Origin of the sequence: Blochmannia endosymbiont of Colobopsis nipponica, assembly GCF_014857065.1 — a bacterium.
Classification (GTDB): Bacteria; Pseudomonadota; Gammaproteobacteria; order Enterobacterales; family Enterobacteriaceae; genus Blochmanniella.
Map to the genome: position 1 here is coordinate 268,990 of NZ_CP046533.1, position 12,748 is coordinate 281,737.

A 12,748-nucleotide genomic window follows, 5' to 3' on the forward strand; every position below is an offset into this window, starting at 1 on the left:
ACAATATTTAACAATAAAATAAATCTTAATAAATTATTTTCCTTTAACATCACGATCATTTTTCAATTCATATATTAACTCTTCAAAATCTCTAGGTAATGAAGTTTCAAATTTTAAAGCATTATGAGTGATGGGATGATGAAACTGTAAACTAATAGCATGCAATGCTTGTCGATTAAAATTAAGTAAACATCTATTAAGTGAATCAGATGCATTTCTAATTGAAGAACACATTCTGCCATATTTTTGATCGCCTACTAAAGGATGATTAATATAAGACATATGAACACGAATCTGATGTGTTCTTCCAGTATTAGGATACAATCTAAGTCTAGTATGAAAACGAAAATTCTCCACAACGCGATAATTAGTAACCGCAAACTTACCCATACGATGAACCATCATACAAGTACGCTTAATTAAATGACGAGATATAGGTTGATCTATTGTTCCGTCAATACTCAAAATACCAAAAACTATAGCTTCATATTCTCTCTTAATATTGCGAGATTTAAACAATTCAATTAATTTATTTCTTACAGAATTTCTTTTAGCTATCACCATCAAACCTGTAGTATCTTTATCTAAACGATGAACAATTCCTGAACGCGGCACCTCAGATATATCCGGAAAATAATATAATAAAGCATTTAAAATAGTACCTGAAGGATTACCAGCACCAGGATGTACTACAAGATTACAAGGTTTATTTATTACCATAAGATAAGGATCTTCAAAAATAATATTTAACGCAATATTTTGAGCTTGTAATAACTTAGAATCTACATTAGCAACATGTATCTCAACTTGTTCCTTAAAAAAAACTTTTTTATCAGGTGTAAACACAATTTTTTTATTTAATTTGACATTGCCAGAAAGAATCATTTTCTTTATTTGTGAACGAGAATATGAAGGAAACAAACAAACCAAAGCCTGATCTAAACGCCTTCCAGACTGAGATTTATTAATTCTATTTATAAAATATTGGTTATTTTTACATACATCCATCTTTAAATGCAATATAAAAAATGATAATGTAAGGATTGTTATTTAATTATCTAGATCTAACTATTCAGTTATCACTTATAAGATCATAAATGCATGCTGTATATATATAAAATTTAACATAATTATGTTAATTTAGATTACTAAAAACAATATGTATATAAAACAGTGAAAATATATATAAAATATTTTTTTATAATAATTAATGTTTTTGTCCTTATCTTAATACATAGTAATAACGGTAGCTTAAATGCTAAAGTACATCATACAAATAACAAATTTCACAGCCTTAAATCAAGTAAATTTATAAAAAATAATAATAATAAAGAACTTACAAAACTAAAAAAAACAAACGATGAATGTTCAAATATTGAATGCGAACAACAAGCTCAACTTAATCTAATAGATTTCTATTATACATCTGATAACCCAGAATTAACAAAAAAAACCATAAACCAATTTTTATATCTATATCCCTATAATCCAAATTTAGATTACGTATTTTACATTAAAGGACTAACTAATTTATCTCTTGATAAAAACCACAACTATCTGTTATATAAATTATTAAACATTAATCCAAGCCACCATAATCCAATATACGCATACGAAGCGCTCCGTGATTTTACATATATTATAGAAAAATACCCTGATAGTAAATTTCGTTCTACAGTTAACGATCACATCTTATTTTTAAAAAATAGAATAGCTGAATACGAACTGCATATTGTAAAATTTTATAATACAAAAAAAGCATATATAGCCGTAATAAACAGGGTGAATAAAATAATAGACAATCTTCCGGATACCAGTATAACTTATCAATCACTCAACTACCTTTATATAGCTTATGAGCAACTTGGTTTAACTGAAATAGCTAACAAAATTAAACAACAAATCATAATTGCTAAAGAATCCTGAGCATAATGTTCTCAAATAAAATTAAACATCAAATGCAATAATTATTAAATAAAATAGATATCAATAATAATTATGTGTAAAAGTAAAATTTTATTGTCAAATCTACTAAAAATTTATAGAATTCTAGTACAAATAAATAAGAAATAAATTAAACTTTAAAAAATAATTTAAGATAGGTCTTAAATGAGTTTTTTAAATAATGTAAAACTCAACCTTTAAAAACAAACAAGCTAAGACTATCACAATAAATCATTATCTACAAAATTTTGTTAAAATTTAATTACGATAGAAACATTTAAGTAATTTCAAATTTTGGATAATAAACATATGCTAAAAAAGTACAATAAACATAAAACTCGTATAGCATTTCTTGGCCCCCAAGGATCTTATTCCCATATAGCTGCTAAAAAATATGGAATATATCATTTTGGTGATATCATAGAATGTAGTTGTAAAAAATTTATTGATATTGTACAAGCAATAAGAAATGAAAATGCAGAATACGGTATTTTACCCATCGAAAATTCTACTTCAGGCCCAATTAACGAAGTATACGATATTCTGAAAAATAACACCTACATTTCTTTAATAGGAGAAATAACGCTCCCTATCCAACATTGCATGCTAGTTAATGATAATAAAATTACATTTAAAGCGATCAAAACAATATATAGTCATCCCCAACCCCTTCTACAATGTAGCCATTTTATAACTCATTTTCCTCAATGGCATATTGTATATTGCAAAAGCACATCAGTCGCAATGCAAACAGTGGCGACACTTAAAAAACCGACTATTGCTGCCGTGGGGAGTAAATTTGGAAGTATTCTTTACGGACTACAAATATTGAAATTTAATTTAGCTAATTACAAACATAATATAACCCGCTTCGTAGTAATTGGATACAAAAATAAAATAACCAAATTTTAAATAATTAATAATAATAATACAAAAGTACAAAATCAAAATTTAGAAAAATTCAAAATTCGAAACGTATCAAATATACATAAACTATTCTTTAAAATCATCTATATATTTTAGCAAAATTTGACTTTCTTTTAAAAAAAGCTTAGTGTATCCCCCGAACCAACATTTAATCTTATCAAAACAATCATTGAGATCCTGCATTTTATTGTTTTCTAATAAAAACAGTATTTCACCCACACGTTGGTAATAACTCTTAATCATCAATAAATTATTTTTAGAATTTATGATATCATCTATATAAAATTGAGAATCTTTAGCAAAAAACCTACCAGCCATTGCCAACTCCACACGAAACATAGAACAAGACAACAATAAGATTTGCTTCAAATCTACATCCTCATCTTTTAAATGCAAACCAAAAACAAAAAAAATGAAATACAAGAAAGACTGAATAGAAAAAATATTTTTGTCATGTTTAATGACATCCCAAGAATACAATTTTACACCCCAAACTCTAATTTGATCCAATAACCATTGACACATTTCTGACATACGACCCTTATAATAAATTATAGCCTGTTTTATCATATTTTGTATATCGGAAGGAAACATGGGATGTAAAGTCAATACAGGACCACGATGAAAACCTAACATTATTTCCAATAATGCATGGTCTTTTATTGAAGATACATTTACTAAAATACAATCATTCATTAATTTTGGTAATTTACTAATCACTATTTTAGTAAAAGATATTGATGCAATAATTAATACTAAACAAGCACTTTGTAAATTTTTTTCTTCTAAATACAAATCTTCCTTTTCTAAAAACCTAACTTGATATCCTGAAAGAATAAACATTCTGTTAAATAACTTACCCATTCCAGCATCATTACTGATAATTATTACTGGACGTAAATATGGACATAAATTTTTAAATCCTTTTTCGTTTTCATTAAAATAAGACTCACGTATCACCCTACGTAATATATCCTCAATTAAATCTGGTGAAATGCCCAATTCTTCGGCTTCTTTTCGTCTAGAAGAAAACATCATTTCTTCCCTATCTGGAGCATGAACAGACAAACCGAAACGACTCTTTAATTCACCTATTTGAGAAACTAATAAAAGACGCTTTGCTAATATATTTAATAATGATTTATCTAATCGATCAATTTCATTACGTAAAAAATCTAACTTTTCCATTATACTAATTCAATAACATGAAACGATCATAAAGAATTGATCGCAGTTCTACATATAACGAACGCAACAACTTCTCAGTATCACTCCAATTAAGACAAGAATCAGTTACTGAAACGCCATAAAGTAACTTATTAACAAAAGGTAACTTCAAAATTTGATTGCCAGAATGGATATGACTTTCTAACATTAAACCAACAATAGAACGATTACCAGACTTAATTTGGTCTAATATAGATTGTACGACTTGTACTTGGTAACGATAATCTTTATTTGAATTTCCATGACTACAATCAACAATTACGAATAAAGGCAACCCAACTTTTAGTAACTGACCTTCACAATTTGCAACATCTTTCGGATAATAATTAGGTTTAGTCCCTCCACGAAGGATAATATGTCCATTCGGATTACCCTGTGTTCTTAGAATGCAAATTTTACCATTTCGATTAATGCCCATGAAACAATGAGACGCAGCAGCTGAACGTATAGCATTAATGGCATATATTAAATTACCATCAGTACTATTCTTAAAACCTACTGGCATCTGTAATCCAGAGGCTAATTCTCGATGAATTTGAGACTCAGTGGTCCGAGCTCCAATGGCAGACCAACTAAAAAATTCAGCAAGATATTGCGGTGTATTTAAATCTAAAGATTCACTAGCTAACGGTAAACCCATTTTTACTAATCTTAATAGTAAACTCCTTGAAATTTTCAGTCCATCAACTATATTACAAGATCCATCCATATGAGGATCATTAATCAAACCTTTCCATCCTAAAACAGTGCGTGGTTTTTCTAAATACACTCGCATAATAATATACAATTTATCTTGTAACTCAGAAAAAAGAACCTTTAAACGACAAGCATAATCAATTGCAGAATCTATATCATGAATAGAGCAAGGACCACAAATTATTAATAATCTCGGATCTTTACCATGTAAAATATCAGCAATAATTCGTCGAGAATTCAAAATGTTCTGACTTTCTTTTTCTCCCAAAGGCAATTCATCTTTTAATTCCTGCGGGGTAATTAATTCTTGAAAATTATATATTTTTTCTTGCATTTTACTAATCCAAAAAGAACAATCGAAATTATTTATTTGTATAATAAATAAATAATACTAATCCAAAATACACAGCGTAATTCTAGCATAGAATATTAAACTAATACATAAGAAATTTTAATAAAAAAAATTAAAAAAATAAAACATCACATTCCGATTAATCAAACATCCGATTTTAAGTTAAACGTTCTTTTATTCGAGCACTTCTACCACTACGCATACGCAAATAATACAATTTTGCATGTCGCACGACGCCTCGACGATTCACCGTAATATTTTCAATTGTCGGAGAATATTTTTGAAAAACTTTTTCAACGCCATCACCACTAGAAATTTTACGTACTGTAAATGTGGAATGTAAACCACGGTTACGAATAGCAATAACAACACCCTCAAAAATTTGTGACCGCTTCTTTGCCCCTTCTATTACCCAGGTTCTTACTGAAATAGTATCACCCGGTTTAAAAAAGTTCACTGTAACAAGTCGCATTTGATCTTGATCTAAAATTTTAATTATTTCATTCATTTCAACGAATCTTAAATTTTAATAAAATAACAAATAAAAATATTGTACTTAAATATCAACAATACAGGATTTATAACTATATAAGTTTCAAGATATTTATTTATATTCATGTTGAAACTCTCTTAACAAAACTTTCTGCTCCTGATTTAATTTTATAGACTTAAAAAGCTCAGGTCTTCTCAACCAAGTACGTCCTAAAGCTTGTTTTAAACGCCACCTACTAATTTCTTTATGATTGCCAGATAATAAAATTGAAGGAACTTCCATATCTTCTAATACCCTAGGCCGTGTATAATGTGGACAATCTAATATACCATTTACAAAAGAATCACTTACAGAAGACGATTGATTACCTAAAACACCAGGCAATAACCTTACCATAGCATCAATCAATACCATAGCTGCTAATTCACCACCACTTAATACATAATCTCCAATTGACCATTCTGAATCTACTTCACTTTTAATAAATCTCTCATCAATTCCTTCATAACGACCGCAAATCAAAATTAACTTAGAATTAAGTGATAACTCTTTTAATCTATGATAATCTAATTTTCGTCCTTGAGGAGATAAATAAATGACTTTAACGGGATTATTACCTATTTTAGTTTTAGCGTCTCTAATGGCTTGTTTTAAAGGATATGCCATCATCAACATACCAGGACCACCACCATAAGGGCGATCATCAACAGCTCGACGTCGACTATTAGTAAAACTACGAGGATTCCAACATTCCACATGCAAAAAACCACTTCTAATAGCCTTGCTCGTTATTCCAAAGTCAGTAATAGCACGAAACATCTCAGGAAATATACTTATTATACCAATCCACATAAGTTTATATACAATTGTTTTAATAAAATTAAATATAAAACATCCTCAACAAGCATAATCCCAATCTACACTAATAAAACGATTAATAATATCTACTTTTTTTATTACTTCATCTTCAATAAAAGGAATCAAACATTCTTTTACATTAAATAAATCCTTCATCATGTATTTTACTATTAAAACATCATTTGCGCCAGTTTCTATTAAATTTATAACCTTTCCTATTAAACCACCGTTTATAGATAATACTTTACATCCTATTAAATCTTTCCAATAATATGCTTCATTTTTAAGAACAGGTAACTGAGAAATATCGATATTTATTTTACGATTAATTAAAACAGTAGCTGCATCACGATCTTTAATGCTTTTAATCTTAACAATTAAATTTTTATCATGATAACGCCAATTTTCCAAATAAAAAGAACGCCAACTATGAAATAAATAAATAAACCACGGTTGATAATTAAAAATATTACAAATTTTTTCAGTAAACGAAATAACTTTTAGCCACCCCTTAACACCATAAACTTTACTAATTTTTCCTAATACTATAGGATGCTTGGGTGAATCAATAAAAAAATTATCATTTATTTGCATAACTACATCAATAAACTATTAGTAAACAATATCATTTCTTTTTACATATTTAATTAAAGTAGAAACTCTAGCAGAAATTACAGCTCCTTTACTTATCCAATAAGTAACCCTACGTGTATCTAAAAACAAACTTTTATTATCTTCATCTACAAGAATCGGATCAAAAAATCCAATTCGTTCAATAAACCGACCATTTCGTGCACTTCTACTATCAGTAACAACTACATGATAAAACGGACGCTTCTTAGCACCTCCACGAGACAATCGTATTACTACCATAATAAATATCCCATACCTTAAGAATTTCAAGTAAACAATCTTATTGCCATAAATTTATAAATCAACGTTTATTACCAAAAATAGAAAACATATTCTTTTGTAACATTTGTAATGTCTTTGAAGTGCTAAATTTATTAATTTTTTTTAACATATATTGCATATCAAAAAATTGCTGTAATAATTTATTAACGTCTTGAACATTTACACCTGCTCCATATGCTATGCGTCGCTTACGTGATCCTTTGATAATTTTAGGTTCATTACGTTCACGCATAGTCATAGAATTAATAACAATCTCCATACGATCAAAAAACTTATCATCTATCTTAGATTTTATATTTTCAGGTAAATAAGAAACACCTGGCAATCTGTTAATTATCTTGACTATACCACCTATATTACGTAATTGCTTTAATTGATTTGTAAAATCAATTAAATTAAAATCATTACCACTTTTAACTTTATCAACCAACTCTTTTGCTGATAACTCATCTACATTATCTTTAATATCTTCAACTAAAGAAAATATATCACCCATACCTAAAAGTCGACTAACTAAACGTTCGGGATAAAATGGTTCCAACTCATTAATACTTTCTCCAACTCCAATAAATTTTATTGGCTTTCTGGTTATATGATATACGGAAAAAGCTGCTCCACCTCGTGCATCACCATCTACTTTAGTAAGTATAATTCCGGTTAACGGTAACAATGAATTAAATGAACTAGCAATATTTGCAGCATCCTGACCAATCATAGAATCTACTACAAATAAAGTCTCTACAGGTTTAATAACCTTATGAATATTAACTATCTCAGATATTAAACCTCTGTTTATAGGTAAACAACCCGGAGTATCAACCAATAACACATCATACGAATTAGATTTAGCTGTATCTAAGGCCAAATTAACTATATCTATAGGTTTTTGCTCTAGATTGGAAGGAAAAAAATCAATACCACCTTTAAGAGCCAAAGTCTCTAATTGCTTAATACCTGCTGGACGGTACACATCGACGGATACTACTAGAACTCTCTTATCTTTTTTACTTTTTAAAAATTTACCTAACTTCGCTATAGTAGTGGTCTTTCCTACTCCTTGTAATCCTACAAGAAACATCACTCTTGGCAATTCTTTTCCAAATAAATTCAAACTCTTATCAATACTCTCCCCCCCCATCGCCGTTATCAAAGAAGAACGAATAATTCTAATTAATTCTTGACTGGGAGTGAACCCTTTACTAACTTTTTTCCCTACAGCATCCTTTTTAACCAATTTAAGAAAATTATATACTACTGGCAAAGCCACATCAGCATCTAATAATGCATTTCTTATTTCACGCAAAGTATCTTTAACATTATCTTCCGTAAGTAAAATAGGACTTCTAATTTTACGTAAAGAATTCAATAATCTATTAGATAAATTTTCAAACATAAAATCTACTCAAATCCACAATTAATTTACTAGATATTAACATGATAAATAAAAAACAGATACACCATCTAACCTTCTTCAATAAGAAGACCAAAAAGCACCCTAACTAAAATTACTCTGTATATAAAAGCCAGAATACATGAAAGAACTAAAAATAACAATAACACATTACGCCAATAAAATCATCTACCTAAAATGCATATACTACCTCTACTACTCGTAGAGTACAATAATATTATTTAAAGAACAATGAAATAATAAAATATAAGATATCTTAATTTCAACAAATAAACAAATAATAAATATTAATAATTTATTCAATTTTAAACGACGCACCCGAGAGGATTTGAACCCCCGACCACCCGGTTCGTAGCCGAGTACTCTATCCAAACTGAGCTACGGGTGCAAAACTTATACCAACAGTGAGGGAGGGATTCGAACCCTCGATACAGCTTCATACTATATACTCCCTTAGCAGAGGAGCGCCTTTAGCCTCTCGACCACCTCACCTAAACCTAACAATATTACATTAATATAAATTATTAATCAATAATTGATTCATGTTATATAATAAACATTAACCCTAAAAAATAAACAGAGAATTTATTATACAATATTCAAATATTAAATAAAATTACTACAAAAGAAACATATAAATATCACATAAACCTTAAAATGCCATAAACTATACTATATAAACGTTAAAGAGATTACACTTCTAATAAAAACTAACTAATAGAAAAACTATTATAACTTTTCAGCTTGAATTCTCTGATAAATTTCTTCTCGATGTATAGATACTTCCTTAGGGGCGTTTACACCAATACGTACCTGATTGCCCTTAACACCTAAAACAGTAACTGTAACTTCATCTCCAATCATAAGAGTTTCACCAATTCGTCGAGTAAGAATAAGCATACTTACACTCCTTGAAATATCAAAATATAATCAATCCTTCCAATTTGCTATTATCATAATAAAACCAAATCTTCATAAGTTTAAAATAAAAAAATCAAATAAAATAAAATAATGTGTTTTAGAATAACATAAATAATCTTATTTTACATACAAATAAAAATATAGAAATTTTAAAAAATTAATAATTAAGGATAATTTAAAACATAACCATTGAAGTTATCTTTTCATAAACTCATAGCTAACAAAGCATCTACAGCAATTAAAGTTGTTTGCAACAATTGCTTGTTGCTGTAACCACCACCTTGAGCGAAACCCGGACCTCCACCGCCTTTACCACCCATTTTACTAGATAAAAAGTCTATGATTCTTATAGCATCAATGCAGTGAAATAAATCTTCAGTTACTCCTACTATTACATGAACTTCACCGTGTTTATCTGTAACAGCAAGAACAATAATTACCGACTTTAACCGATGTTTAAGACGATTAACTATATTTCGCAATTCATCTAATGAAACATTATCTAGATGATAGAGTAATGTTTTTATGCCCTTAATATAACGTACATGATCCACTAAAAATATACTTTTCGCTGAATCATTTTCATCTTTCAATAACTTGATTTCTTTTTCTAATTGTAATGAGCGATACAATAAACCATCTATTTTTTTAACTATATTCTTATTATCTACTTTCAATATTTGAGATATCTTAAATAAAGTAATTCTATTTATATTTAAAAAAGACAACGCCACTTTGCCCGTTATTGCTTCTATTCTATGTATACCCGAAGCAATTGAACGTTCTTTTTTAATAATAAACAAACCAAGATCACCAGTACGAGAAGCATGTGTTCCACAACATAACTCAATAGAAAACTCCCCTATAATTAACACTCGTACTTGATCATTATATTTTTCATTTATTAAAATTTTGGCACCTTTATTAAGAGCTGCATCTAATGACATAATCTCAGTCACAATAGAAAGATTGCGCCTAATTTGTTGGTTAACAAGATCTTCTATTAAGTAAATTTGATCCTGATTAATTGCTTTATTATGAGAAAAATCAAAACGCAAATACTGACTATTAACAAATGAACCTTTTTGAAAAATACCATTACCTAATATACAACATAATGCAGAATGTAATAAATGTACTGCAGAATGATTTAAAGAAATATCCAATCTATATAATTTATCAATTTTAGCTGTTACCTTATTACCAACCTTTAAGGACCCATAAGTAACTCGACCTAAATGCCCAATTACCTGACCATATTTTTGAGTATTAATTACTAAAAAACAACCCAACAAAGATTTTAACTCACCACAATCCCCAATTTGACCGCCTGATTCACCATAAAAAGGCGTCCAATCAAGTACAATAAGAGCTTCCTCATTGACATTAATTTTTTCTACTGATTGATTATCTTTAAATAAAGCAACAATTTCAGCGACACATTCAGACTGATCATAACCAATAAACCTAGTAAATTGATTAATAACTGAAACATAATCTCTGTTAGGATGTAAAATATTAGCGCTACGTGTAGACTTTTGTTCCATTAACATAGCATTTTCAAATCCTAATGTATCAACCTTCAAACCACGCTCATGACAAACATCTACAGTAAATTCTAGAGGCAAGCCATAAGTACTATAAAAATAAAACGCCTTCTTGCCATCTAAAACATGACCATTTAATCTTGATAACTCAATATCTAGTACATCTAATCCTCGTCGTAACGTATTAGAAAACTGTTTTTCTTCATAAAATAGAACTTCTTTTATAAAATTTGTTTGAGCAAAAAACTCAGGTTCTAGATCGTTCATGATTGCAATAACAGGTTCAACTAATCTATGTAAAAAAATATTATTAATACATAATAATCTACCGTGACGAATAGCTCTTCTAATAATACGTCTTAAAACATATCCTCGTCCTTCATTAGAAGGAATAACTCCAATATGTATTAAAAAGATACACGCACGAATATGATCAGCAATTACACGTAAAGATACTCCATTTAAATCACTTACACCAATTATTTGAGATATAGCAATAATTAAATTTCTAAATAAATCAATTTTATAATTATTATCAACCGATTGTAAAACTGCAGAAATTCTTTCTAACCCCATACCAGTATCTACTGATGGTATAGGTAAAGGTAATAATTCTCCACTAATTTGACGATTAAATTGCATAAAAACTAAATTCCAAATTTCAACATAACGATCTCCCTTTTCTTCCGAACTTCCTGGTGGACCTCCTAAAATATGAGCTCCATGATCGTAAAAAATTTCCGAACAAGGACCACATGGACCAACATCACCCATATTCCAGAAATTATTAGAATCATATGTTCTATCTTTTCTTTTGTCACCAATACGAATAATTTGTTGAGGTAAAACATTTGTTTCATCTAACCATATTTTATAAGACTCATTATCAGAAACATGGACTGTGATCCACAATTTATCAATAGATAAATTGAACCAATGTTTACTAGTTAATAATTCCCATGCAAATTTGATTGCATCATATTTAAAATAATCACCAAAACTAAAATTACCTAACATCTCAAAAAATGTGTGGTGACAAGATGTATATCCTACATTATTTAAATCATTGTGTTTACCTCCAGCACGCATACAACGTTGGACAGTAACAACACGCTGATACAAGCTGCGTTCTAAACCTAAAAAAATATTTTTAAATTGATTCATACCAGCACTAGTAAACAATAAGGTTGGATCATTTATAGGTAATAACGAACCACCAGGTACTATTTTATGCCCTTTATCTTGGAAAAAATTCAAAAATTCTTGACGAATTTCAGTAGTGCTTTTGGTCATCTTAATCTCAATAAGACTAATAATCTTAAACCTTTGTTAAAGCAGATTCTATTTAAATTATCGCAAACAACAATTAAATATTATATTAATATGATAAACTCTTAATTTTCATTGAAACAACTATAATCATATATAACGCTTATCTTACGACCAACCTGTACTAT

At 28.8% G+C, this 12,748-nt stretch carries 12 protein-coding genes and 2 tRNA genes; 2 read left to right on the forward strand and 12 right to left on the reverse strand.

Annotated features, from left to right (window positions below; all coding sequences use genetic code 11):
- Positions 1 to 33: 33 nt before the first annotated feature.
- Complete coding sequence (gene rluD / locus GN160_RS01290; protein ID WP_192380728.1) at positions 34 to 1,008, reverse strand: 23S rRNA pseudouridine(1911/1915/1917) synthase RluD; 975 nt, start codon at positions 1,006 to 1,008, stop codon at positions 34 to 36.
- Between the two features lie 165 nt (positions 1,009 to 1,173).
- Here rluD and GN160_RS01295 point away from each other — a divergent pair, with 165 nt between their 5' ends.
- Entirely contained in the window at positions 1,174 to 1,926 is a 753-nt protein-coding gene (locus GN160_RS01295; RefSeq protein ID WP_192380730.1) for an outer membrane protein assembly factor BamD, read from the forward strand.
- Between the two features lie 327 nt (positions 1,927 to 2,253).
- Positions 2,254 to 2,856 (forward strand): prephenate dehydratase domain-containing protein, encoded by a 603-nt coding sequence (locus tag GN160_RS01300; RefSeq protein ID WP_192380732.1) that lies wholly within the window; start codon positions 2,254 to 2,256, stop codon positions 2,854 to 2,856.
- A gap of 81 nt (positions 2,857 to 2,937) precedes the next feature.
- On the opposite strand, the gene tyrA is transcribed toward GN160_RS01300, so the two are convergent.
- From tyrA to alaS, 11 genes are all read right to left on the reverse strand, one after another.
- Positions 2,938 to 4,059, reverse strand: a complete 1,122-nt coding sequence (tyrA, locus tag GN160_RS01305) for a bifunctional chorismate mutase/prephenate dehydrogenase (protein ID WP_225624850.1) — start codon at positions 4,057 to 4,059, stop codon at positions 2,938 to 2,940.
- A 4-nt stretch (positions 4,060 to 4,063) separates the two neighbouring features.
- Complete coding sequence (locus GN160_RS01310; protein WP_192380734.1) at positions 4,064 to 5,128, reverse strand: 3-deoxy-7-phosphoheptulonate synthase; 1,065 nt, start codon at positions 5,126 to 5,128, stop codon at positions 4,064 to 4,066.
- 175 nt (positions 5,129 to 5,303) lie between these two features.
- Positions 5,304 to 5,654: a 50S ribosomal protein L19 gene (gene rplS / locus GN160_RS01315; RefSeq protein WP_192380736.1), complete on the reverse strand. Its 351-nt coding sequence runs from the start codon at positions 5,652 to 5,654 to the stop codon at positions 5,304 to 5,306.
- Positions 5,655 to 5,750: 96 nt separating this feature from the next.
- Positions 5,751 to 6,491: a tRNA (guanosine(37)-N1)-methyltransferase TrmD gene (gene trmD, locus GN160_RS01320; protein WP_192380738.1), complete on the reverse strand. Its 741-nt coding sequence runs from the start codon at positions 6,489 to 6,491 to the stop codon at positions 5,751 to 5,753.
- Positions 6,492 to 6,536: 45 nt separating this feature from the next.
- On the reverse strand, positions 6,537 to 7,091 hold the full coding sequence (gene rimM, locus GN160_RS01325) for a ribosome maturation factor RimM (RefSeq protein WP_192380740.1): 555 nt from the start codon (positions 7,089 to 7,091) through the stop codon (positions 6,537 to 6,539).
- Between the two features lie 18 nt (positions 7,092 to 7,109).
- Complete coding sequence (rpsP, locus tag GN160_RS01330) at positions 7,110 to 7,370, reverse strand: 30S ribosomal protein S16 (protein ID WP_225624851.1); 261 nt, start codon at positions 7,368 to 7,370, stop codon at positions 7,110 to 7,112.
- A gap of 61 nt (positions 7,371 to 7,431) precedes the next feature.
- Positions 7,432 to 8,805, reverse strand: a complete 1,374-nt coding sequence (ffh, locus tag GN160_RS01335) for a signal recognition particle protein (RefSeq protein ID WP_192380742.1) — start codon at positions 8,803 to 8,805, stop codon at positions 7,432 to 7,434.
- Between the two features lie 331 nt (positions 8,806 to 9,136).
- Positions 9,137 to 9,211 (reverse strand) — tRNA-Arg (locus GN160_RS01340).
- 14 nt (positions 9,212 to 9,225) lie between these two features.
- Positions 9,226 to 9,315, reverse strand: a tRNA-Ser gene (locus GN160_RS01345).
- A 237-nt stretch (positions 9,316 to 9,552) separates the two neighbouring features.
- On the reverse strand, positions 9,553 to 9,723 hold the full coding sequence (gene csrA, locus GN160_RS01350) for a carbon storage regulator CsrA (RefSeq protein ID WP_192380744.1): 171 nt from the start codon (positions 9,721 to 9,723) through the stop codon (positions 9,553 to 9,555).
- 224 nt (positions 9,724 to 9,947) lie between these two features.
- Positions 9,948 to 12,584: an alanine--tRNA ligase gene (alaS, locus tag GN160_RS01355; protein ID WP_192380746.1), complete on the reverse strand. Its 2,637-nt coding sequence runs from the start codon at positions 12,582 to 12,584 to the stop codon at positions 9,948 to 9,950.
- Positions 12,585 to 12,748 lie beyond the last annotated feature (164 nt).

Bases quoted from the DNA above. Each gene is read 5' to 3' on its own strand.
- rluD (WP_192380728.1), bottom strand. From the start codon at position 1,008: ATGGATGTATGTAAAAATAACCAATATTTTATAAATAGAATTAATAAA.
- GN160_RS01300 (WP_192380732.1), top strand. From the start codon at position 2,254: ATGCTAAAAAAGTACAATAAACATAAAACTCGTATAGCATTTCTTGGC.
- tyrA (WP_225624850.1), bottom strand. From the start codon at position 4,059: ATGGAAAAGTTAGATTTTTTACGTAATGAAATTGATCGATTAGATAAA.
- GN160_RS01310 (WP_192380734.1), bottom strand. From the start codon at position 5,128: ATGCAAGAAAAAATATATAATTTTCAAGAATTAATTACCCCGCAGGAA.
- rplS (WP_192380736.1), bottom strand. From the start codon at position 5,654: ATGAATGAAATAATTAAAATTTTAGATCAAGATCAAATGCGACTTGTT.
- trmD (WP_192380738.1), bottom strand. From the start codon at position 6,491: ATGTGGATTGGTATAATAAGTATATTTCCTGAGATGTTTCGTGCTATT.
- rimM (WP_192380740.1), bottom strand. From the start codon at position 7,091: ATGCAAATAAATGATAATTTTTTTATTGATTCACCCAAGCATCCTATA.
- rpsP (WP_225624851.1), bottom strand. From the start codon at position 7,370: ATGGTAGTAATACGATTGTCTCGTGGAGGTGCTAAGAAGCGTCCGTTT.
- ffh (WP_192380742.1), bottom strand. From the start codon at position 8,805: ATGTTTGAAAATTTATCTAATAGATTATTGAATTCTTTACGTAAAATT.
- csrA (WP_192380744.1), bottom strand. From the start codon at position 9,723: ATGCTTATTCTTACTCGACGAATTGGTGAAACTCTTATGATTGGAGAT.
- alaS (WP_192380746.1), bottom strand. From the start codon at position 12,584: ATGACCAAAAGCACTACTGAAATTCGTCAAGAATTTTTGAATTTTTTC.